General features: G+C 72.6%; 21 protein-coding genes and 1 tRNA gene. 12 read left to right on the top strand and 10 right to left on the bottom strand.

Going from position 1 to position 21094, the window contains the following annotated elements; all coding sequences use genetic code 11:
* Positions 1 to 8 precede the first annotated feature (8 nt).
* Together ABD299_RS24160 and ABD299_RS24150 are read right to left on the bottom strand one after the other, a co-directional pair.
* The gene (locus tag ABD299_RS24160; RefSeq protein ID WP_344266666.1) at positions 9 to 254 is read right to left on the bottom strand and encodes a hypothetical protein; all 246 of its coding nucleotides are present in this window, start codon (positions 252 to 254) and stop codon (positions 9 to 11) included.
* A 1269-nt stretch (positions 255 to 1523) separates the two neighbouring features.
* Positions 1524 to 1608: transfer RNA gene (locus ABD299_RS24150), tRNA-Leu, on the bottom strand.
* A 165-nt stretch (positions 1609 to 1773) separates the two neighbouring features.
* Between ABD299_RS24150 and ABD299_RS24145 the strand changes: the two genes are divergently transcribed.
* The 3 genes from ABD299_RS24145 (at position 1774) to ABD299_RS24135 (ending at position 4406) form a co-directional block, all read left to right on the top strand.
* Positions 1774 to 3105, top strand: a complete 1332-nt coding sequence (locus ABD299_RS24145) for a M20/M25/M40 family metallo-hydrolase (protein WP_344266663.1) — start codon at positions 1774 to 1776, stop codon at positions 3103 to 3105.
* Between the two features lie 127 nt (positions 3106 to 3232).
* Positions 3233 to 3466: a chaplin gene (locus tag ABD299_RS24140; RefSeq protein ID WP_344266660.1), complete on the top strand. Its 234-nt coding sequence runs from the start codon at positions 3233 to 3235 to the stop codon at positions 3464 to 3466.
* A 148-nt stretch (positions 3467 to 3614) separates the two neighbouring features.
* Positions 3615 to 4406, top strand: a complete 792-nt coding sequence (locus tag ABD299_RS24135; protein WP_344266657.1) for a chaplin family protein — start codon at positions 3615 to 3617, stop codon at positions 4404 to 4406.
* An 84-nt stretch (positions 4407 to 4490) separates the two neighbouring features.
* Here the strand turns inward: ABD299_RS24135 and ABD299_RS24130 are convergent, their stop codons facing one another.
* Positions 4491 to 4679, bottom strand: coding sequence for a DUF5703 family protein (locus tag ABD299_RS24130; protein WP_344266654.1), 189 nt, complete (start codon positions 4677 to 4679; stop codon positions 4491 to 4493).
* A gap of 47 nt (positions 4680 to 4726) precedes the next feature.
* Between ABD299_RS24130 and ABD299_RS24125 the strand changes: the two genes are divergently transcribed.
* A complete protein-coding gene (locus ABD299_RS24125; RefSeq protein ID WP_344266651.1) occupies positions 4727 to 5395 on the top strand; it encodes a hypothetical protein in 669 nt (222 codons plus the stop codon).
* Here ABD299_RS24125 and ABD299_RS24120 read toward each other — a convergent pair.
* Positions 5392 to 7425, bottom strand: coding sequence for a helix-hairpin-helix domain-containing protein (locus ABD299_RS24120; protein ID WP_344266649.1), 2034 nt, complete (start codon positions 7423 to 7425; stop codon positions 5392 to 5394). The genes ABD299_RS24125 and ABD299_RS24120 overlap by 4 nt on opposite strands.
* Positions 7422 to 8405, bottom strand: coding sequence for an aldo/keto reductase (locus ABD299_RS24115; protein ID WP_344266646.1), 984 nt, complete (start codon positions 8403 to 8405; stop codon positions 7422 to 7424). The genes ABD299_RS24120 and ABD299_RS24115 overlap by 4 nt, the downstream gene beginning before the upstream one ends.
* Before the next feature lie 77 nt (positions 8406 to 8482).
* On the opposite strand from ABD299_RS24115, the gene ABD299_RS24110 reads away from it, so the two are divergent.
* From ABD299_RS24110 to mshC, 8 genes are all read left to right on the top strand, one after another.
* Positions 8483 to 9532: an LLM class F420-dependent oxidoreductase gene (locus ABD299_RS24110; protein WP_344266644.1), complete on the top strand. Its 1050-nt coding sequence runs from the start codon at positions 8483 to 8485 to the stop codon at positions 9530 to 9532.
* 175 nt (positions 9533 to 9707) lie between these two features.
* Positions 9708 to 9968: a ribbon-helix-helix domain-containing protein gene (locus tag ABD299_RS24105; protein ID WP_344266642.1), complete on the top strand. Its 261-nt coding sequence runs from the start codon at positions 9708 to 9710 to the stop codon at positions 9966 to 9968.
* Entirely contained in the window at positions 9965 to 10408 is a 444-nt protein-coding gene (locus ABD299_RS24100) for a PIN domain-containing protein (protein WP_344266639.1), read from the top strand. Before ABD299_RS24105 ends, ABD299_RS24100 begins: the two co-directional genes overlap by 4 nt.
* Positions 10409 to 10493: 85 nt before the next feature.
* The gene (locus ABD299_RS24095) at positions 10494 to 11198 is read left to right on the top strand and encodes a histidine phosphatase family protein (RefSeq protein ID WP_344266636.1); all 705 of its coding nucleotides are present in this window, start codon (positions 10494 to 10496) and stop codon (positions 11196 to 11198) included.
* A gap of 65 nt (positions 11199 to 11263) precedes the next feature.
* Positions 11264 to 11857 carry a DUF3090 domain-containing protein gene (locus tag ABD299_RS24090; protein WP_344266633.1) on the top strand — a complete coding sequence of 198 codons (594 nt, stop codon included), beginning with the start codon at positions 11264 to 11266 and terminating at the stop codon, positions 11855 to 11857.
* Complete coding sequence (locus ABD299_RS24085; protein ID WP_344266630.1) at positions 11818 to 12669, top strand: SCO1664 family protein; 852 nt, start codon at positions 11818 to 11820, stop codon at positions 12667 to 12669. The genes ABD299_RS24090 and ABD299_RS24085 overlap by 40 nt, the downstream gene beginning before the upstream one ends.
* Positions 12670 to 12810: 141 nt before the next feature.
* Positions 12811 to 13347, top strand: a complete 537-nt coding sequence (locus tag ABD299_RS24080) for an NUDIX domain-containing protein (protein WP_344266627.1) — start codon at positions 12811 to 12813, stop codon at positions 13345 to 13347.
* A 60-nt stretch (positions 13348 to 13407) separates the two neighbouring features.
* Positions 13408 to 14637, top strand: coding sequence for a cysteine--1-D-myo-inosityl 2-amino-2-deoxy-alpha-D-glucopyranoside ligase (mshC, locus tag ABD299_RS24075; protein WP_344266624.1), 1230 nt, complete (start codon positions 13408 to 13410; stop codon positions 14635 to 14637).
* On the opposite strand, the gene ABD299_RS24070 is transcribed toward mshC, so the two are convergent.
* The 5 genes from ABD299_RS24070 to ABD299_RS24050 form a co-directional block, all read right to left on the bottom strand.
* On the bottom strand, positions 14634 to 15662 hold the full coding sequence (locus ABD299_RS24070) for a PAC2 family protein (protein WP_344266621.1): 1029 nt from the start codon (positions 15660 to 15662) through the stop codon (positions 14634 to 14636). The genes mshC and ABD299_RS24070 overlap by 4 nt on opposite strands.
* A gap of 182 nt (positions 15663 to 15844) precedes the next feature.
* Complete coding sequence (locus ABD299_RS24065) at positions 15845 to 17437, bottom strand: glycerol-3-phosphate dehydrogenase/oxidase (protein ID WP_344266618.1); 1593 nt, start codon at positions 17435 to 17437, stop codon at positions 15845 to 15847.
* A gap of 5 nt (positions 17438 to 17442) precedes the next feature.
* Positions 17443 to 18990 carry a glycerol kinase GlpK gene (gene glpK, locus ABD299_RS24060; RefSeq protein ID WP_344266615.1) on the bottom strand — a complete coding sequence of 516 codons (1548 nt, stop codon included), beginning with the start codon at positions 18988 to 18990 and terminating at the stop codon, positions 17443 to 17445.
* Positions 18991 to 19020: 30 nt separating this feature from the next.
* A complete protein-coding gene (locus ABD299_RS24055; protein ID WP_344266612.1) occupies positions 19021 to 19836 on the bottom strand; it encodes an MIP/aquaporin family protein in 816 nt (271 codons plus the stop codon).
* A gap of 164 nt (positions 19837 to 20000) precedes the next feature.
* A complete protein-coding gene (locus ABD299_RS24050) occupies positions 20001 to 20765 on the bottom strand; it encodes an IclR family transcriptional regulator (protein WP_344266609.1) in 765 nt (254 codons plus the stop codon).
* Positions 20766 to 21094: the final 329 nt, after the last annotated feature.

Below are 21094 nucleotides of genomic sequence, written 5' to 3'. Positions count from 1 at the left end.
TCATTGCCTCAGTCAATGCTCATGGCGCCAGGGAAGATCAACCGCACAACAGCTAGTAGAGCCCAAACGGTGAAGATGATCATCGCCCCTCCCGCCATCACTCTCGCGATGGTTCGGTCCACCTTTTCGGGAGAAGTGAGCGCCATGAAGGCAATGGTTCTACCGAATCGATCAAGTGAATTGCGGTAGTCCATGGCCGTGAGCCCGGCCACGCTGGCAAGCGCAGAGAAAAATGCGATCTCAAAGACGGCCATGATGTGCGACTCCATTTTCGTGCGCCGGTACTTGCTCCTTGTTCTGCGCCTGTCAAAGCAGGGGCCTTTGTGTGCGCTCGATTCGATGTTATGGCGCCCTGCAATCCGTACCCCGGTCCCAGTCGGAACTGAGCCGACGTGCTGCTCAGTGCTGTTGGCTACCGGCTTTCCGGCCTCGTTTGCCAACTCGTAAAGGCGCGCATCGCGAGTCTTCGAGCTACGGTCGCCTCCGCCGCAAGTGGCGATCCTTCCGGCTGCCAGAAAGGCTCGGCGTTACTGCCCATGGACCCAAAGGGTTATATCCCCTCCGTGGCTGCCCAGCGTGACACCATACGAACTGCTAGTTCAATTCCCGGCCGCCATCCGCCGTTTATGTCGCTACAGGACAGAACGAAATGCTGAGCCTGTTCCAACGTGTCTGGTGGGGCAGAGGTGGAGCTCCTGGTAAGGGTTGTCCCGTAACTCTGGAGACCGCTTGCCGGTGTCCGGTTCGACCTGCTTGGCCGGGATCCCTTTGAGGCCGCAAGTCCGGGCGCAACCGGACAAGCCGATCTACCTTCCGTGTCCCACTGGCCTATGCCCGGAGTTACGGGACAACGCTTAGATGAGTTCACGACCAAGGTCACTCGCTCGACCGGGAGCTTCCTCGTGCTTGTCTACCCGTCCTGGCTGGACCTGTCCAGTTCGCACTCGCGCTACCTCGCCCGCCGCCTTGCGCGCACCGCGCGGCGATTGGTTCACGCTGGAGGAGAGCGCCGGTCGGGAGGCTCGGCTGGTGCTCGCTCACCTCCGCAACAGCCATCCCTACGTTCAGCTTGCGGCCGGGTTCGGTAGCGGGACCACCACCGGCTACCGCTATCCGCGAGGCCGTCGCCCTCCTCGCCTCGCCTGCCCCACCCCGCATGAGGCGGCCCGGGGGGCTCCTTCGTAGGCGTACGTTCTGCTGGACGAGACGCTCCTGGCGCTCGCCCGCACCGCCGCCGACCAGCCCGAGTCCTCCGGGAAGCACACGAAACACGGCGTGAGTGCCTCGCTGTGCCCCTGCAACGTCCCCGGACGTTCGCTCGAAGGGCTGCTTGGCGGATGGCCCCTCGGGCTGCTGCTGTTGTGACTCGTCGCGGCTATGGCCAGCGTGGGCGGGGAGGGCCGTATCTGGGTGGGTGAGGGACCGCGAGGCGCCGGCAAGTCGGCCACGATCGCTGACGGACACCGGCTGGTCACGGCGGACCCCTGGTGGCTGAAACCCAGGTGAACTGGAGTCTGTGTGAGTGTCCGAGGGGGGACTTGAACCCCCACGCCCGTAATCGGGCACTAGCACCTCAAGCTAGCGCGTCTGCCATTCCGCCACCCGGACCGGTGTGCGCGGCCGGGGGCCGCGGCGACGGGGAAACCATAGCAAAGACCCGGCCTGCTTGATCACGTCGGCCGCCCCGCTCCCGGCCGCGGCTCGGACCCGGACCTTGGGGGAGGGCGGCCGGAGCGGGGAGGATGGGCGGGACCCCACTCAGGAGGAGGCAGCGTGAGCCAGCCGAGCAACGACCCCGGCCGTCCGGGCACCGCGGAGCAGGAGGTCGTCGATCTGTGCCGGGATCTCATCAGGATCGACACCAGCAACTACGGCGACGGATCGGGGCCCGGCGAGCGGGCGGCCGCGGAGTACGTGGCCGAGAAGCTCGCCGAGGTGGGCCTGGAGCCGCAGATCTTCGAGTCCGAGCCGGGGCGGGCCTCGACCGTCGCGCGGATCGAGGGAGAGGACCCCTCCCGGCCCGCCCTCCTCATCCACGGCCACACCGACGTGGTGCCGGCCAACGCCTCCGACTGGACGCACCACCCCTTCTCCGGGGAGATCGCCGACGGCTGCCTGTGGGGCCGTGGCGCGGTCGACATGAAGGACATGGACGCCATGACCCTCGCGGTCGTCCGCGAGCGGCTGCGCAGCGGGCGCAAGCCGCCGCGTGACGTGGTGCTCGCGTTCCTCGCCGACGAGGAGGCCGGCGGGAAGCACGGCGCCCGGTATCTGGTGGACCGTCACCCGGACCTGTTCGAGGGCGTCACCGAGGCGATCAGCGAGGTGGGCGGCTTCTCCTTCACGGTGAACGAGAACCTGCGGCTCTATCTGATCGAGACCGCGCAGAAGGGCATGCACTGGATGCGCCTGACCGTGGACGGCACGGCCGGGCACGGCTCGATGACCAACAACGACAACGCCATCACCGAGCTGTGCGAGGCCGTCGCGCGGCTGGGGCGGTACACCTTCCCGGTGCGGGTCACCAAGACCGTGCGGTCGTTCCTCGATGAGCTCTCCGACGCGCTGGGCACCGAACTGGACCCGGAGAACATGGAGGAGACGCTCGCCAGGCTCGGCGGAATCGCCAAGATCATCGGAGCCACACTGCAGAACACGGCGGCCCCGACCCAGCTCGGCGCCGGCTACAAGGTCAATGTGATCCCTGGTCAGGCGACGGCCCATGTCGACGGGCGTTTCCTGCCCGGCTACGAGGAGGAGTTCCTCGCCGACCTGGACCGCATCCTGGGCCCGCGGGTGCGCCGTGAGGACATCCACGCGGACAAGGCGCTGGAGACGAGCTTCGACGGGCCGCTGGTGGCCGCCATGCAGTCCGCTCTGCAGGCCGAGGACCCCGTCGCGCGGGCGGTGCCCTACATGCTGTCGGGCGGCACGGACGCCAAGTCCTTCGACGACCTGGGCATCCGCGGGTTCGGCTTCGCTCCGCTGAAGCTCCCGCCGGAGCTGGACTTCGCCGGCATGTTCCACGGCGTGGACGAGCGGGTGCCGGTGGACGGGCTGCAGTTCGGGGTGCGGGTGCTGGACCGCTTCCTCGACCAGTGCTGATCGTTCGGGTGTACGGCATTACGCAGGAAGAGTGAATGATCTCCTGCCCTCGTAGCTTCGCAGGATTCCCCTCGTTACACGTGATGCGGTGCCCGGCTGGCATCGCGGTTGTCAACAAGGAGGAAGAATGATCAAGAAGGTCGTCGCTGCCGCGGCCGCTACCGGTGGTCTGGTCCTGGCGGGCGCGGGTGCCGCTGTCGCGGACGCCGATGCCTCGGGTGCTGCCCTCGACTCCGCGGGCATCCTGTCCGGCAATGTGGCTCAGGTTCCGGTCCACATCCCGGCGAGCGTCTGCGGCAACACCCTTGACGTCATCGGTGTGCTGAACCCCGCCTTCGGCGCTGCCTGCGTCAACCAGTGACGTTCGGCCCCACTCCATGAGGGCTTGACACCGGGCGGCCCCGGAGTGCGTGCCATGCGCTCCGGGGCCGTCCGTCTCTCAGGGCGGGCGCGGACGGTTCCGCGGCCCGCCTCCATATCCCAGAAGCGAAGAGGCAGGGGAAACAACTATGCGACAGATCACCAGGAAGGGCCTCATCACCGTGGCCGCCGCCGGTGGCGTGTTCGCGGTGTCGGGTGGTGCGGCCCACGCCGACTCCAGTGCTCACGGTGCGGCCCAGGGCTCGCCGGGTGTGCTGTCGGGCAACACCGTCCAGATCCCGGTGCACGTGCCGGCGAACATCTGCGGCAACACCGTGGACGTCATCGGCCTGCTCAACCCCGCGGTCGGCGTCGAGTGCGTGAACGGTTCCTCCGGTGGTTACGCCGACGGCGGTTCCTCGTCGGCGGGCAGCGGTTCCACCGCGCAGGCGGCCACGCAGGGCTCCGGCGGTGTGGCCTCGGGCAACGTGATCCAGGCCCCGGTGCACGTCCCGGTGAACGTCTGCGGCAACACCGCGGACATCGTCGGTGTGCTCAACCCGGCCGGCGACACCGCCTGCGGGAACAACGCGGCCCCCGCCCGGCCCTCGGAGCCCGGCCAGCCGGGAGAGCCGTCGCAGCCCGGTGAGCCGTCGGCGCCGGGCAGCCCGAGCCGTCCCGACGCTCCGGCCCCCGCCCCGCAGCAGCCGGGCGCGCCGGAGCAGGCGGTTCCCGAGGCGCCCGAGCAGGATGCCCCGGCCGCTCCGCGCCCGCAGGCCCCGGTCGCGAGCGAGGACGAGACCCCGGCCGCCGCCCCGGTGATGGACGGCACGCTGGCCGAGACCGGCACCGGCATGGGGGCAGCCCTGCCGCTCGGTGCGGGCCTGCTGGCCGGCGGCTTCGTCCTGTACCGGCGCGGCCGGGCGGCGCAGCGCGCCTGACACGCAACGGTGTCACGCCATGGAGTGAGTTCTGCCGAGGTCCGGCGGGCCCACTCCATGGCGTTGTTCATGTCCCCTTCCGCCTCACCAGGTGGCGCGCACCTGGCGGATGATGCGGCGGCGCAGTCTGACCCGGCGGCTGCCGTCCGGGTAGAGGCGAAGCCGGTCCAGCTCCCAGTGGCCGTACTCGGCGTGCTCGGTCAGCAGGCGCGTGGCGGCCGTCCGGGACACCCCCCGCGGCACGTACATGTCGCGAAACTCGTATTCCAGCATCGAATCCATTGTGCGTCGTGACCCAGAATGCCGATACGGTCTGCCTCATGTCTGATGCTGTGCAGCACACCGCTGCCGAAGTCCGCGCCGCGGCCGATGCGCTGAAGCAGGCGCTCGACCGGCACCTCGAAGCGATCGAACGGCGGGAAGCGGCCGCCGACGACAGCCCTGAGGCGGATACCGAGGTCTTCACCGCGTTCAACGAGGTGGCCGCCGCCGGCGAGGTGTACGACGAGCTGCTGTACGAGGTCTACGACGAGGTCACCCCCTTCGAGGTGCCCGTGACGGACGGCGGCGCCGTCTACCAGGGCCCGGAGGACCCGGACTTCCTCAGCGTGTTCATGCGCCGGGACTACGCCGTGACGGAGCCGCGCAGGCTGATGGCGCAGGCCCGGCGCATCGCCGAACTCGACCCGGAGAGCGTCGGAACCGAGGAGGAGGCCCCGGAGGAGACCGAGGCCGCCGCCGGGCACAGCCTGCGGGCCGCCCTCGGGGTGCTCTTCGGCGAGTTCGAGCCGGACGAGATCGCCAGCCGTCACGCCGAGTTCGGCCTCGAAGAGGGCGATGCCACCTTGTGGGTGACGGCGGGTGAGGAGCCCGAGGAGCCGGGGGAGTGGCTGTCCACCCCCTTCAGGACCGCCGACCCCGAGCGGATCATCTGCCGCTTCGACATCAGCGAGGCGTTCGACGAGGACGACATCGGCACCGGGCGTTAGGCGCCGCCGGTGCCGCCCGGTGCCGGTGCCCCGGGCGGCACCTGGCCGGCCTGCTCCCGCAGCAGGTCGGCCAGCCGCGTCGTGCGGGAGCCGGCCGGCGGCTGGGAGACGGCCCGGGCCAGACCGGGGCCCGCGCCCTGCACCACGGACAGATGCCGCTCGCCGCGGCTGAACGCCGTGCAGATCCAGGAGCGGTCGACGACCGGCCCGGTGTCGGCGGGCACCACTGCCACCACCGCCGGCCAGCGGACACCGGCTGCCTGGTGGGCGGTGATCGCCCAGCCGTGCCGGACAGTGGCCTCCACGCGCTCCCTGGGGACTGTGAAACGCTCGTCGCCGTCCTGCAGGACCAGGCCCTCGCCGTCGGCCGCGACCACGGTGGCCGCCCTGGTGCGGCCGGGGACGGGGGAGTGGGCGACCCGGTCGCCCGGGTCGAACCCGCCGAAAGCCCCGGGGCCCGGGGCGAGAGCCTGCTTGAGCGCGGCGTTCAGCGCCCGCGTGCCCGCCGGCCCGCCGTGCCCGGCGGTGATCACCTGCGCTGTCCCGGGCTCGACGCCGAAGGCCCGCGGGATCGACTCGGTGACGAGCTGGACCGTGCGGTGCACGGCCTCCCCGGGATCGCGCACCGGCACGATCACGATCTCCTTGCCGGGCGCCTCCACCTCGTTCAGCTCCCCGATGCCGACGCCGGAGACCAGCTCGCCCAGCGGGCCGGGGTCCGGGGTCCGGGAGACCACCCGCGGGCAGACGCCGGCCGCCAGGACATCGCCGAGCACCTGCCCGGGCCCGGCGGCGCCCAGGACGTTCACATCCCCGCTGAGCACCAGCCGGGCGCCGTCGGGGAGCAGCTCCACCAGGGCGGCGGCGGTCTCCACGGTCAGCTGCGGGGAGTCCAGCACCACGAGCAGGTCCACTTCGAGCACGCCCTCGGCATCTCTCCCGGGGCCCTCCCGGCCGGACAGCAGCCCCGCCACCGTGACAGCCTCAGCCCCTCCCGCCTGGCCGGCGGCCCGGCGGCGGCCGTCCTCGTGGTGGGCCGCCACGCAGGCCCGCAGGCCGAGCCCGTGCGCGGCGGCGGCCAGTTCGGCGGGCTCGGCCCTGGCCGCCTCGCCGCCGGTGTGCACCACCAGGCCGGAAGCCGCCACGGCCCGGATCAGCTCGGCGGCGGAGGGCGAGCCGGCCGCACCCGCGGCGGCCTCCCACCGTTCGGCGGCCACAGGCGCCACGGCGTCCGGTGCCGGAGCCGACTCGCCGAACGAGTCGCCGGAGGGCTCCGCGGCCCCGCCGCCCGCGTCGCCGGTCGCCGCCGGTGCCCGGAAGGTGCTGATCAGCCGCATCAGGCCGTCGGCCAGGCTCTCCTCGGCGGCCGCCCAGTGCTCCAGGGCGAGCAGCATCCGGACCGGCTCCTCGTCGCCCTCCTCGCTTCCCGCCGCCGGCGTTGTCCCGGCGGAGTGCTGGAAGGCCAGCACCGCGCCGGAGGTGACGGCGGTGCGCACGGCCTCCTCGGGGTCGGGCACGGCGTACCGGGCCAGCCCGCGGGCCAGCGCGCCGGCGTCCAGGGCGGTGTGCCCGGCGCGGGCCGCGCGCTCCATCAGCCATCCCGCCAGGGCGGTCACGCGCCGTTCGTCGCCCGGCCCGCACGCCTCGCCCAGCAGGGCGCGCGCGAAGCCGTCGGCCTGCTCGGGCCGCACGTTCTCGACGGCCAGCAGCTGCCAGGGGTCCGCCCGCAGCTCGTCCGCGGCCCCGGCCCCCAGCGCGGCCACCACGGCGGGGGCCAGCTCCGGCGGGGCGCCCGCCCCTGCCAGCAGCTCGGGCACCTCGGCGGGCGCGGGAACCGGCGCGCCGGGCGGTGCGGGGGAGACCCGCGGGGCCCGGCGGGGCGCCGGGGCGGGCTCGGGACGGGAGAAGAACGACGAGGCCGGGCGCTCGCCGCTCTCCACGGCGCGCACCGCGGCCAGCAGCTCCGCGGCCTTGTCCTGCGGGCCGCCGGGGTCGCCGGCGGCCGGTGCCGGCTGGCTCTGGGAGGTCACAGCGCGCTCCAGTCGTGGTCGGGGTAGTGGTGCACCGGGGCCGACACGTCGTCCAGCGCCCGGCAGATTTCCTCAGGAAGGCTAAGCTCCTCCACCGACAACGCCGCACCGAGCTGCTGGCGGGTACGGGCGCCCAGGATGGGCGCGACCACCCCGGGCCGGTCCCGGACCCAGGCGAGCGCGACCTGCAGGGGCGTGGCGGCCAGGCCGTCGGCGGCGGTGGCCACCGCGTCCACGATCCTGGAGGCGGTCTCGTCCAGGTAGGGGGCGACGAACGCCGCCATCCGGTCGGAGGCCCCCCGGGAGCCGGGCGGGGTGCCGTGGCGGTACTTGCCGGTGAGGACGCCGCGCCCCAGCGGGGAGGACGGCAGCAGGCCGACGCCGAGGTCGAGGGCGGCGGGCAGCACCTCCCGCTCGATACCGCGCTGCAGCAGCGAGTACTCCATCTGGGTACTGGCCAGCCGGGTTCTGGTGCCCGGCCCGGCGAGCTGCCAGGCGGCGGCCTTGGCGAGCTGCCAGCCGCAGAAGTTGGACACCCCGGCGTAGCGGGCGCGGCCGCTGGCCACCGCGATGTCCACGGCCTGGAGCGTTTCCTCCAGCGGGGTGTCCGGGTCGAAGGCGTGGATCTGCCACAGGTCGACGTAGTCGGTGCCCAGCCGTTCGAGTGAAGCGTCCAGGGCCGCCAGCAGATGGCCGCGTGAGGCGTCGAACCGGCGGTCGGGGTCGGGTACGCTGCCGGCCTTGGTCGCGATGACCAGGTCCCGGCGCGGGACCAGATCGCTCAGCAGGCGGCCCAGCAGATACTCGGCGCCTCCGTCCGCGTAGACGTCGGCGGTGTCCAGCAGGGTGCCTCCGGCCTCCCAGAAGGTCTTCAGCAGATCAGCGGCCTCCCGCTCACCGGTGCCCCGCCCCCAGGTGAGGGTGCCGAGGCCGAGCCGGGATACGCGCAGGCCGGTCCGGCCCAGGTGCCTGAGGTCCATGGCCGTTGAGCGTACTTCGGCCCCACGCTAGAGTCCGTGGGGACATATAGGTTACTGATCGGTAAGAGGAGAGTGCGATGCGACTCGGGATCAACCTCGGGTACTGGGGTGCCGGGATGGACGCGGACAATCTCGCGGTCGCGCAGGAGGCCGACAAGCTCGGCTACGCGGTCTGCTGGGCCGCCGAGGCCTACGGCTCGGACGCCCCCACCGTGCTCGCCTGGGTCGCGGCCCGGACCGAGCGCATCGACGTGGGCTCGGCCATCCTGCAGATCCCCGCCCGCGCCCCCGCCATGACGGCGATGACCGCCGCCACCCTCGACTCGCTGACCGGCGGCCGTTTCCGGCTGGGCCTCGGCGTCTCCGGGCCGCAGGTCTCCGAGGGCTGGTACGGCGTGAAGTTCGACAAGCCGCTGGCCCGCACCCGCGAGTACGTGGAGATCGTCCGCAAGGCGATGTCCCGCGAGCGCCTCACCCACGAGGGCGAGCACTGGACCCTGCCGCTGCCCGGCGGCCCGGGCAAGCCCCTGAAGCTCACGGTGCACCCGGTGCGCGAGCACATCCCCCTGTACATCGCGGCCATCGGCCCGAAGAACCTGGAGCAGACGGGCGAGATCGCCGACGGTGCCCTGCTGATCTTCTTCGCCCCCGAGCACGCCGAGGAGACGACCCTCTCCGCGCTGCGCGCCGGCCGTGAGAAGGCCGGGGCCACCATGGAGGGCTTCGACGTGGTGCCCACCGTGCCGATGGCCATCGGCGACGACGTCGAGGCGCTGGCCGACCAGTTCCGCCCCTACACGGCCCTGTACGTCGGGGGCATGGGCAGCCGCAAGCAGAACTTCTACAACCGGCTGGCCCAGCGCATGGGTTACGGCGAGGCGGCCGCCGAGATCCAGGACCGCTACCTGTCGGGGGACAAGGACGGCGCCGCCGCGGCCGTTCCCCACGAGCTCATCGACTCCACCACGCTGCTGGGCTCGGTGGACCGCATCGCCGACCGCATGCAGGCCTACGCGGAGGCCGGGGTCACCACGCTGTCGCTGGCGCCCGCCGGTTTCACCCTGGAGGAGCGGCTCACCTCGCTGCGCGCGGGCGTCGAGGCGATGGAGCGCGCCGGCCTGGCCTGACACGTCCCGGCGCGACCCGGACCCGCGCCGTGTCGTCGCCCCTTCGCCGGTGTGCGGAGGGGCGACGGTTCCGCTCCGGGGTGCGGAGCCCGCCGCCCCCTTCCGGCCCCTCCCCGGCGCCGCGAAGGAATCCGGGCGCATGGGCCCGAGGTGGTACATACGCTAGGGTTGGTACATGTCGATGAAGCGGACCAATGTCTATGCCGACCCGGAAGACCTCGCTCTCATCAAGGAGGCGGCCAAGCGGCGCGGCATCAGCGAGGCCGAGATCATCCGGCAGGGCATCCACCTCGCCGCCATGGCGAACCAGGTGTGGGACGAGCCTCTCTTCTCCCGCACGTTCGAGGGCTCCGGCCGGACTCCGTCCACGCGCGACGTGCGCGACGCCGTCGCCGACGCGGTGTGCCGGGAGACCGGGTCCGGAACCGCCGCGTGATCATCGTCGTCGCGGACACCTCCGGACTCCTCGCGGCGCTCGACTCCTCCCACGCCGAGCACCGGGCGGCTGGCGAAGCGATCATGGCCGCGGGGCTGCTGGTCATGTCCCCGCTGCTGCTCGCGGAGATCGATCACGTGGCCACCCGCGAACTCGGCCGTGACGCCGCACTCAGCGCCGTGGACGACATCCGGCACTGGATGCGCCGGGGACGCGTCGTCGTCCCCGGGGTGACGGAGGATCACCTGGACACCGCCCAGTCGGTGCGCGCCCGCTACCGTGCTCTCGACCTCGACCTGGCGGACGCCGTGAACGTGGCCCTCGCGGCCGAGTACGACACCGACGCCGTTCTCACCCTCGACCGCCGCGACTTCCGGGCCGTCCGGCCCTTGGGGCGCCACAAGGCGTTCCGGCTGCTGCCCGACGATCTGCCCCTCTGAAGCCCGCCGCCATCCGCCGGCCGGCACGCGGCCCGCACAGCCGGGGTGCCGAGGCTGCCGTGCGCGGACTCGTTAGGCTGGCCGCATGCCCACCCTGCTCCTGGTACGCCACGGACGGTCCACCGCGAACACCGACGGGCTGCTGGCCGGGCGCACGCCCGGCGTCCGCCTGGACGCGACGGGAGAGGAACAGGCGGCCGCGCTGCCGGGCCGGCTGGCCGGCATCCCGCTCGCCGTCGCCGTGCACAGCCCGCTCGAACGGTGCGCACAGACCCTCGGCCCGCTGCGTGCCGAACGGCCCGATCTGCCGGTGCACACCGAGGAGCGGATAGCCGAGTGCGACTACGGCACCTGGACCAACCGTCAGCTGGCCGAGCTGGCGGAGGAGCCGCTGATGGCCACCGTGCAACGGCAGCCCTCCGCGGCCGTCTTCCCCGGCGGGGAGAGCCTGCGCGCCATGCAGCACCGCGCGGTGGAGGCGGTCCGCGAGTGGTCGGAGCGGGTCCGCGAGGAGCACGGCCCCGATGCGGTCTGGCTGATGTGCACCCACGGAGACATCATCAAGTCCGTGGCCGCCGACGCGCTCGGCCTGCACCTCGACCTCTTCCAGCGGCTGCTTCCCGCCCCCTCCTCGGTCACCGCCCTGCGCTACACCCCCGAACGCCCCTACCTGCTGAGGTTCGGCGACACCGGCGACCTGACCGGCCTCGCGCCCGCCGCCGCGAAGGACCCCGGGCATCCGGACGGCCGGAAGGGGAGCGACGACGCTCCGGTGGGCGGCGGTGCCTAGGCGCGGTGATCGCCGGGCGCAGTAGGGTGCCAGTGACCCAGCCAACCGACCCCACGGAGCAGTAGGTGTCCCGTCAGGTGTTCCTCTACGACCCCCCGGACCGTTTCGTCGCCGGCACGGTCGGGCTGCCTGGCCGCCGCAGCTTCTTCCTGCAGGCGACGGCGGCGGGCCGTACCACCAGCGTCGCCTTGGAGAAGGCCCAGGTCGAGGCGCTGGCCGAACGCATCGACGAACTCCTGGACGAGGTGGTGCGCCGGACCGGCGGCAGCGCTTCGGTGCCCGCCGTCGCGCCCCCCGAACTCCACGACACCGAGCCGCTGCAGACCCCCGTCGAGGAGGAGTTCCGGGTCGGCACCATGGCCCTGGCATGGGACGGGGACGAGGAGCGGCTGGTCGTCGAGGCCCAGGCCCTCGTAGAACTGGAGGCGGACTCCGAGGAGGAGTTCGCCGAGGCCGAGGAGCGGCTGCTGCGCGACGACGAGCACGGCCCCCCGATGCTGCGGGTGCGGCTGAGCGGGACGATGGGACGGGCCTTCGCCAAGCGGGCCCTGGAGGTCGTCAACGCCGGCCGCCCGCCCTGCCCCCTGTGCAGTCTGCCGCTCGACCCGGAGGGACACGTATGTCCGCGCCAGAACGGATACCGGCGCAGCCCGGCCTGACGGCGGATGAGCTGCTGCTCTCCCGGGGCCGGCTGACCGTCCACGGGCGCGTCGTGGACGCCTCCAACGCGGTGCTCTTCGCGACCGCCGAGCTGGACGGACGCCGGGCACCGTGCGTCTACAAGCCGGTCGCCGGGGAGAGCCCGCTGTGGGACTTCCCCGAGGGCACGCTGGCCCGGCGGGAGGTCGCCGCCTACACGGTCTCGCGTGCCCTGGGCTGGCCGCTGGTCCCGCCGACCGTGCTGCGCGACGGGCCGCACGGCGAGGGCATGTGCCAGCTGTGGGTGGGTCCGGAACCGGGCTCCGGGGAAGACTCGCGGCCCGCCGGTGACCTGCTGGCCCTGGTCGACGGCGACGAGCCCGGGCCGGGCTGGAAGGCCATCGGCTACGCCGAGACGGCCCCCGGCCGCACGGCACTCCTGGTGCATGCCGACGACGAGCGGCTGCGGCGGATGGCAGTGCTCGACGCGGTCATCAACAACGCCGACCGCAAGGGCCGGCACCTCCTGCCGCTGCCCGACGGCCGGCTCTACGGCATCGACCACGGCGTGACCTTCCACACCGAGGACAAGCTGCGCACCCTGCTGTGGGGCTGGGCGGGCGAACCGCTGCCGCCCGAGGCCATGGCGGTCCTGGGGGAGCTGTCGGACACGCTGGAGGACCCCGGCAGCCCGCTGTCGGCCGAGCTCGCCTCGCTGCTCGGTCCGGACGAGTGCCGGGCCCTGCGGGAGCGGACGGCCCGGCTCCTGACCACGGGCAGGCACCCGGCACCGGGCGGCAGGTGGCCCGTTATCCCCTGGCCCCCGGTGTAGCGGTTCTGCTCGGATTCCGCCCCGGCGCTCCCGGGGCCGCGGCCCGGAACGCCGTCAGGACGCTGATCCACACGGCCCGGCCCCGGCTGCCGGCGACCCGCCGGGGCCGGGGCGAGCGGGAAGCGGGATAGATTTCCCCTCGTGCCGATCTCCGCCCACGACGACGCGCCTCCGGCCGCCGACTCCCACTGCTCCTTCTGCGGCTTCCGCTTCCCGCCCGGTGCCGGGTGGCCGCGCACCTGTGAGCGCTGCGGGCGGACCTCCTACCGCAATCCGCTGCCCGTGGCCGTGGCCCTGCTGCCCGTCGGCACCGGGAACGGCCCCGCCGCCCTGACGGTCGTCCGGCGCACGATCCAGCCCGGGCGCGGCCTCCTCGCCCTGCCCGGGGGGTTCATCGACCACGGCGAGACCTGGCAGGAGGCCGTGGTCAGGGAGCTCGCGGAGGAGACCGGCATCACCGCGCAGGCCGCGGACGTGCGGCAGGCGGACGTGCTCAGCTCCCGGGGCGGCCACCTGCTCGTCTTCGGACTGCTCCCCGAACGGCCCGCCGGTGAACTGCCGGCACCGCGGCCCACCGACGAGACCGAGGGCTGGGAACTGCTCCGGGCCCCGCGGGAGCTCGCCTTCCCGCTGCACACCGACGCGGCCCGCCGCTGGTTCGAGGGCCGGTACCGCTGAGCGGGCCGGAGCGGACGAGGCCCTGTGGGCGGCAGGCCTTCGGCCGGTTAGGCTCGGGGCATGCATGCCTGGCCTGCTTCCGAGATCCCCGTTCTGCCCGGTCAGGGCAGCGACCTGCGGATCCACGACACCGCCACAGGCGAGCGAGTCACCCTCGCCCCGGGCCCCGTCGCCCGGCTCTACGTCTGCGGCATCACCCCCTACGACGCCACCCACCTGGGGCACGCGGCCACCTACACCGCGTTCGACCTCGTGCAGCGCGTGTGGCTGGACAACAAGCGTCAGGTGCACTACGTCCAGAACGTCACGGACATCGACGACCCGCTCCTTGAGCGGGCCCGGGCCACCGGCGAGGACTGGACGGCCCTGGCGGAACGGGAGACCGTGCTGTTCCGCGAGGACATGACGGCACTGCGGATGCTGCCGCCCCGGCAGTACGTCGGGGCGGTGGAGTCGATACCGCTCATCGTTCCGGTCATCGAGCGGTTGCTGGAGTCCGGGGCCGCCTACACCCTGGACGGTGACGTCTACTTCTCCGTCGCCGCGGACCCCCACTTCGGCGAGGTCTCCGGACTGGACGCGGACCGGATGCTCTCCCTGTCGGCCGAGCGGGGCGGCGACCCCGACCGGCCGGGCAAGAAGAACCCGCTCGACGCGCTGCTCTGGCTGGCCGCCCGGCCCGGCGAGCCGTCCTGGGACGGGGCCTCGCTGGGGCCCGGCCGCCCCGGCTGGCATGTCGAGTGCGTGGCCATCGCGCTGGACCTGCTGGGCATGGGCTTCGACATCCAGGGCGGCGGCTCCGATCTCGTCTTCCCGCACCACGAGATGGGCGCCTCGCACGCCCAGGCCCTGACCGGCCGGTACCCCTTCGCCCGGGCCTACGTGCACGCCGGCATGGTGGCGTACCAGGGGGAGAAGATGTCGAAGTCGCGGGGCAACCTGGTGTTCGTCTCCCGGCTGCGCAAGGACGGCGTCGACCCGGCGGCGATCCGGCTCGCGCTGCTGGCTCACCACTACCGCAGCGACTGGGAGTGGACCGACGCCGACCTGACACGGGCGACCGCCCGGCTCGCCCGGTGGCGCGCCGCCGTCTCGCGCCCCGACGGCCCGCCGGCCGACCGGCTGCTGCGGGAGATGCGGTCGGCCCTGGCCGACGACCTGGACGCCCCCGCCGCCCTGGCCGCCTTCGACCGCTGGTCCGAAGCGCAGCACCGGGACGGCGGCGACGACCCCGGGGCACCCGGAGTCGCCGCCCGGGCGGCCGACGCCCTGCTCGGAGTGGCGCTCTAGCCGCCGGCCGGCCCGCCGCCGGAGCCGCCCGGATCCGAGGATCCCGGCTCCGGCGGCTCCGGGTCGTTCCCCGACGGCGGACGGGCCGGCCGGGTCCGCCCGCTGCCCGGATCACGCAGGTAGGAGCCCGGGCCGCTGCTCGGCCCCCCGCCGGGCTCGCCCGGGGCCTGGCCGCCGCCCCGCCGCCGCAGATAGCGCTCGAACTCCTTGGCGATGGCCTCGCCCGAGGCCTCCGGAAGCTCGGCGGTGTCCCGGGCCTCCTCCAGCGACTGCACGTACTCGGCGACCTCGCTGTCCTCCGAGGCCAGCTCGTCGACCCCGTGCTGCCAGGCACGCGCCTCCTCCGGCAGCTCCCCGAGCGGGACGGACAGCCCGAGCAGGTCCTCCAGGGAGTGCAGGAGGGCCAGTGTCGCCTTCGGGTTGGGCGGCTGGGAGACGTAGTGGGGCACCGCGGCCCACAGGCTGACCGCCGGGAACCCGGCGTGCGCGCAGGCCTCCTGAAGGATGCCAACGATCCCGGTCGGCCCTTCGTAGCGGGACTCCTCCAGGTCCAGCGAACGGGCCAGGCTCTCGTCCGAGGTCACGCTGGTGACCGGAACCGGCCGGGTGTGCGGGGTGTCCCCGAGCAGCGCGCCGAGGACCACCACCATCTCCACCCCGAGTTCGTGGGCGAACCCCAGGATCTCGTTGCAGAACGAACGCCAGCGCATGCTGGGCTCGATGCCGCGCACCAGGACGAGATCGCGGGCTCTGCCGCCGCCCTGCTCCTCGCCGATGCGGACCACGGACAGCCGGGTCGTGGGCCAGGTGACCCGCCGGACCCCGCCGTCCAGCCACATGTGCGGGCGGTTGACCTGGAAGTCGTAGTAGTCCTCGGCGTCCAGCGCCGCGAACACCTCGCCCTTCCACTCCCGTTCCAGGTGGGCGACCGCGGCGGAGGCGGCGTCGCCGGCATCGTTCCAGCCTTCGAACGCGGCCACCATGACCGGGTCGACCAGCTCGGGAACCCCCTCGAGCTCGATCACCCAGCGCCTCCTTCCGGCCGGGGCGGGGCTGATGCCGCCGGCCCGGCTGACAGATCCGTTCCGTGCCGCTCAGCCTACGGCGTCACCGTGCCCACCACGCAGCCGTCGTACGCCTGACCGGGGCTTCGCCCTCCGCGGAACGCCCCCGCCCGGCACCGCGAAGGAACCTCCAGGGGAACGGATCAGCCGCCGGCTGCCAGGATCCGGGCCACGTCGGCGCGGACGTCCTCGGTGTCCAGCCCCCGGACCGTCACGGTGGTGCGACGGCGCAGCACATCGTCCACCGTCTGCGCCCATTCGTGGTCCCGGGCATGGACGACCTGGGCCAGGATGTCCGGGCCGCCGGGATGGATGCGCTCGCCCAGGGCGGGGTCCTCGTCGGCCAGCGCGGCGATGTCGAAGGCCAAAGAGCCGTAGTGGGTGGCCAGGTGCCGGGCGACCTCCGGGTCCGTGACGGCGCCCGGCCCGTCCTCCGCCAGCAGCCGGTGCGCGACCGCGCCGGGATTGGCCACACCCGGCAGCGGCACCCTGCGCACCAGGTCCGCCGACGGCGGGCCGCCGGTCCCGAACGGGCCGCCGGGCAGTGCGGCCAGCGTGTCCAGGACCGTCCGGCCGATGTGCCGGTACGTGGTCCACTTGCCGCCCGCGACCGACAGCATCCCCCCGGGCCCCCGGGTCACGACGGTCTCCCGCTTGGCGGCCGTGACCGCGCCCGGCCCGCCCGGCAGCACCCGCAGCCCGGCGAAGGCGTAGGTGATCAGGTCCCGGGACAGCTGCTCCGGCCGGACGGAGAGCGCGGCCTCGTCCAGGATCTGGCGGATGTCCGGCTCGGTGGCGCGGATCTCGCCGGGATCACCCTCGTAGGGCTCGTCCGTGGTGCCCAGCAGCAGATGGCCCTCCCACGGAAGGGCGAACGCGATGCGGTGCTTGTCGACAGGCGTCGCCAGGGCGGCACGCCACGGTGCGGTGGTGCGCAGCACCAGGTGCGCCCCTTTGGAGAGCCGGACGCTGGGCGCCGCGCCCGGATCCTCCATGCGCCGCAGGTGGTCCACCCAGGGGCCGGAGGCGTTGAGCACCAGCCGGGCGTTCACCCCGAACTCCGTGCCGTCCACCCGGTCGCGCACCTCCGCGCCGGTGACCCGGCCGCCGGTCGTGCGCAGCCCGGTCACCTCCGCGTGGTTGAGGACGGTCGCTCCGGCCGCCGCGGCGGCGCGCACCGTCATCACGGCCACTCGCGCGTCGTTCATCTGGTGATCGCCGTAGACGGCGACGGCCTTCAGGTTCTCGGTGCGCAGCGCGGGGTTCGCCGCGGCCGCCTTCGCGGGGGAGATGACCCGGCCCACCCCGTCGCCGAAGGCGGAGAGCGCCGAGTAGGCGAAGACTCCGGCCCCGAGCTTGGCGGCGCCGTGCGGGCCGCCCTTGTAGACCGGGAGGTGGAAGGTGAGCGGGTTCACCAGATGGGGTGCCACGTCCCGGGCCAGCACCCGGCGTTCCTGGTGGTTCTCGGCGACCAGCCGGACCGATCCGGTCTGCAGGTAGCGCAGCCCGCCGTGGACGAGTTTGGAGGACGCGGAGGAGGTGGCGCCGGCGAAGTCACCGGCCTCCACCATCGCCACCCGCAGCCCGGCCTGCGCCGCGTGCCAGGCCACCGAGGTGCCCAGGATGCCGCCTCCGATGACCAGCAGGTCGTGGGGCGAGTGCGCCAGACGCTCCCTGGTCCGGGAGCGTGACGAGGTCCCGCGGGCGGCACCGTGGCCGGCGGTCGGGGAAGTCATCTCGGTCAGTTCTCCTCGTCGTCCAGCCAGCCCATCGTCCGCTGGACGGCTTTCAGCCAGTTCTTGTACTCGCTCTCCCGGCGCTGCGGGTCCATCTGCGGTGTCCACTCGGCCGCGCGGCGCCAGTTGGCACGCAGTTCCTCGGTGTCCGACCAGAAGCCGACGGCCAGCCCGGCGGCGTAGGCGGCGCCGAGACAGGTCGTCTCGGAGACCATCGGGCGGACGACCGGCGCGTCGAGGAAGTCCGCGATGTTCTGCATCAGGAGATTGTTGGAGGTCATGCCGCCGTCCACCTTCAGCGCGGTGAGTTCGACCCCGGAGTCCTTCTGCATGGCGTCGACGATCTCCCTGGTCTGCCAGGCGGTGGCCTCCAGCACCGCCCGGGCGATGTGCGCCTTGGTGACGTACCGGGTCAGGCCGGCGATGATCCCCCGCGCGTCCGAGCGCCAGTAGGGCGCGAAGAGACCGGAGAAGGCCGGGACGAAGTAGGCGCCGCCGTTGTCCTCGACAGAACCGGCCAGCGTCTCGATCTCCGCGGCGCTGTTGATGAGCCCCATCTGGTCGCGCATCCACTGGACCAGGGCGCCGGTGATGGCGATGGACCCTTCCAGGGCGTAGACGGGCTGCTCGTCGCCGATGCGGTAGCCGACGGTGGTCAGCAGCCCGTTGTAGGAGTTGACGGCCTCGTGGCCGGTGTTCATCAGCAGGAAGGTACCGGTCCCGTAGGTCGACTTGGCCTCGCCCTCGGCGAAGCAGGTCTGGCCGAACAGCGCGGCCTGCTGGTCGCCGAGGGCGGACGCGACCGGGACCCCGTCCAGCGCGCCGCCCCTGGCGTGCCCGTACACCTCGGCGGAGGAGCGCACCTCGGGAAGGACGGCGGCGGGCACCTGCATGGAGGAGAGGATGCGCGCGTCCCAGTCCAGCGTCCGCAGGTTCATCAGCATGGTGCGGCAGGCGTTGGTGACGTCGGTGACGTGCCGGCCGCCGTCCACGCCGCCGGTGAGATTCCAGATGACCCAGGAGTCCATCGTGCCGAACAGGATGTCGCCGGCCTCGGCGCGCTCCCGGAGTCCGTCCACGTTGTCCAGGAGCCAGCGGATCTTGGGACCGGCGAAGTAGGACGCCAGCGGAAGACCGGTCTCGCGGCGGAAGCGGTCCTGCCCGACGTTCCGGCCGAGCTCGCGGCACAGGGCGTCCGTGCGGGTGTCCTGCCACACGATGGCGTTGTGCACCGGTTCACCGGTGTTCTTGTCCCACAGCAGGGTGGTCTCCCGCTGGTTGGTGATGCCGATGGCCTTGACGTCCTCCCGGGAGATCCCGCCCTTCTCCAGGGCGCCGGCCACCACCTCCTGCACGTTGGCCCAGATCTCCTTGGCGTCGTGCTCGACCCAGCCGGGCCGGGGGAATATCTGCTCGTGCTCCTTCTGGTCGACCGAGACGATGCGGCCGTCCCGGTCGAAGACGATGCAGCGGCTGGAGGTGGTGCCCTGGTCGATGGCGGCTATGTACTCGCGGGGGGCGCTGGAGAAGGCGGGGTCGCGGTGGTCGCTCATGAGGGGCTCCTGATGGGGTCGGGCGGTCGGTCAGAACGCGAGCTGGTGGACGAGGGCTGCCAGGGCTCCGCCGGTGAACGGTCCGACGACGGGCACCCAGGCGTAGCTCCAGTCCGAACCCCCCTTGTTGGGCAGGGGGAGCAGCGAGTGGACGATGCGCGGCCCCAGGTCCCTGGCCGGGTTGATCGCGTACCCCGTCGGGCCGCCGAGACTCAGACCGAGCGCGACGACGACCAGGGCCACGAGCAGGCCGCCGAGGCCCGAGACCTGTGCGTTCTCGTCCAGGGCGATCCGCAGGACCGCGAGAACCAGGACGGTGGTGGCGATGATCTCGGTGACCAGGTTCTGCCAGGTCACGCGGATCTCGGGGGACGTGGCGAAGATGGCCAGCACCGGGCCGGGCTCGTCCCGCCGCGCCGCGGGGCGTTCCTCGACGGGCTGCTCCCCCTCCAGCGCCTCGGGCCCGGGCACCCCCGAGCCGCCGACGATCTCACGGTCCCGCAGGTGGGCCCGGAAGTGTCCGTAGTAGGCGAGCCAGCACAGGGTGGCCCCGAGCATGGCGCCCAGGAGCTGGCCGGCGAAGTAGTACGGCACCTGGCCCCAGATGTCTCCGGTGTCGAGGGCGATGCCCAGTGTCACGGCCGGATTGATGTGGGCGCCGGAGACCTGGCCCGCGATGTACACGGCTGTCATGACCGCCAGGCCCCAGCCGAAGGCGATCGCGACCCAGCCGGCGCCGAAGGACTTCGAGCGTTTGAGGATGACACCGGCCACGACCCCGCCGCCCATCAGGATGAGTACGGTGGTGCCGATGGTTTCGCCGATGAAGATGTCGAAGCTGGACAACCGCGACTCCTTTGTCCGTGAGGTCAGGAAGCGGAACCCGATCGACATCCGTCCGGCGTTCGACATTGTCGACCAATGAACGGCAGTTTTCCGCCGTGAGTGCCCGGCGTCAAGGGGGCAAGCGTCACGTTTCCCGCCATGGCGCCCATTGTGTCCGAGATGACCTAGAAGCGCCCGGCGCCCAGATCGCGGGAGACGGCACGCGCGCACTCCCGGACCGCCGCCACCAGGTGCGGACGGACAGCGCCGTCGTCCACCACGCGCTCCACCGCTCCCGTGATCGCCACGGAGCCCACCGGCATCCTGCGCCGGTCCAGCACCGGCGCGGCGACGGACGCCACGCCCTCCCAGGTCTCCTCCAGGTCCGCTGCCCAGCCCAGGGCCCGCACACGCACCATTTCCCGCTCGAAGTCCTCGCGGCTCGTCAGGGTGCGCCCGGTGATCGCCGTCAGCTCTCCGTCGTCGACGGCGTTGCGGGCCACCGGATCGAAGGCCGCCAGCACCTTTCCCAGTGCGGTGCTGTGCAGCGGCTGCATCGCCCCGACCTCCAGCACCTGCCGGCTGTCGTCCGGGCGGAAGACGTGGTGGACGATCAGCACCCCCTGCTGATGGAGGACGCCCAGGTAGGCGCTCTCCCCGCTGGAGCGGGCCAGGTCGTCCGTCCAGACCAGCGCCCTGGCGCGCAGTTCGTGGACGTCCAGGTAGCTATTTCCCAGCCGCAGCAGCTCCGCGCCGAGCTGGTACTTCCCGGAGCGGGGGTCCTGCTCGACGAACCCCTCCTGCTGGAGGGTGCGCAACAGGCCATGGGTGGTGGCCTTCGCCAGCCCAATCGACGAGGCGATGTCGGACAGCCCCAGCCGTCGGTCCCCGCCGGCCAGAAGCCGCAGCACCGCGGCCGCACGCTCCAGCGACTGAATGGTCCGGGCCATGGGGCTGCCTCCCGCCTGTCCGCCTCCGTGGTACCTCTGTTCGATATTGCCGAACGAGGGAGGGTCATATCGACGCCCTTGAGGCCGGAGACGAGTCTACGGCTGTCCACACCCCGAAACGCTCCCGGCAATCCGGCCGGAGGTCGCTAGGCTGACCGGACGGGCTCCGCCTGCGCGGAAGCCGCCAAAGCCGACAGCCGTCGCACCCCGGGAGTAGACCCATGGCTTCATCCCCTTTTCCGTCCGACACCCGCGCCCAGCGAGTCGACGCTCTCCGTGAGGCTTTGGCTTCGCGGGTGGTGGTGGCTGATGGTGGTATGGGCACGATG

Source organism: Streptomyces sodiiphilus (assembly GCF_039529215.1).
Classification (GTDB): Bacteria; Actinomycetota; Actinomycetes; order Streptomycetales; family Streptomycetaceae; genus Streptomyces; species Streptomyces sodiiphilus.
The sequence above is the reverse complement of the archived record's forward strand: the minus strand, read 5'-3'. Positions and strand labels throughout refer to the sequence as shown.

Coding starts and splice junctions, on each gene's coding strand:
- ABD299_RS24065 (WP_344266618.1), bottom strand. CDS start 17,437: ATGACTTCCCCGACCGCCGGCCACGGTGCCGCCCGCGGGACCTCGTCA.
- ABD299_RS24130 (WP_344266654.1), bottom strand. CDS start 4,679: ATGCTGGAATACGAGTTTCGCGACATGTACGTGCCGCGGGGGGTGTCC.
- ABD299_RS24160 (WP_344266666.1), bottom strand. CDS start 254: ATGGCCGTCTTTGAGATCGCATTTTTCTCTGCGCTTGCCAGCGTGGCC.
- ABD299_RS24125 (WP_344266651.1), top strand. CDS start 4,727: ATGTCTGATGCTGTGCAGCACACCGCTGCCGAAGTCCGCGCCGCGGCC.
- ABD299_RS24110 (WP_344266644.1), top strand. CDS start 8,483: ATGCGACTCGGGATCAACCTCGGGTACTGGGGTGCCGGGATGGACGCG.
- ABD299_RS24095 (WP_344266636.1), top strand. CDS start 10,494: ATGCCCACCCTGCTCCTGGTACGCCACGGACGGTCCACCGCGAACACC.
- ABD299_RS24085 (WP_344266630.1), top strand. CDS start 11,818: ATGTCCGCGCCAGAACGGATACCGGCGCAGCCCGGCCTGACGGCGGAT.
- ABD299_RS24135 (WP_344266657.1), top strand. CDS start 3,615: ATGCGACAGATCACCAGGAAGGGCCTCATCACCGTGGCCGCCGCCGGT.
- ABD299_RS24105 (WP_344266642.1), top strand. CDS start 9,708: ATGTCGATGAAGCGGACCAATGTCTATGCCGACCCGGAAGACCTCGCT.
- ABD299_RS24050 (WP_344266609.1), bottom strand. CDS start 20,765: ATGGCCCGGACCATTCAGTCGCTGGAGCGTGCGGCCGCGGTGCTGCGG.
- ABD299_RS24115 (WP_344266646.1), bottom strand. CDS start 8,405: ATGGACCTCAGGCACCTGGGCCGGACCGGCCTGCGCGTATCCCGGCTC.
- ABD299_RS24140 (WP_344266660.1), top strand. CDS start 3,233: ATGATCAAGAAGGTCGTCGCTGCCGCGGCCGCTACCGGTGGTCTGGTC.
- glpK (WP_344266615.1), bottom strand. CDS start 18,990: ATGAGCGACCACCGCGACCCCGCCTTCTCCAGCGCCCCCCGCGAGTAC.
- mshC (WP_344266624.1), top strand. CDS start 13,408: ATGCATGCCTGGCCTGCTTCCGAGATCCCCGTTCTGCCCGGTCAGGGC.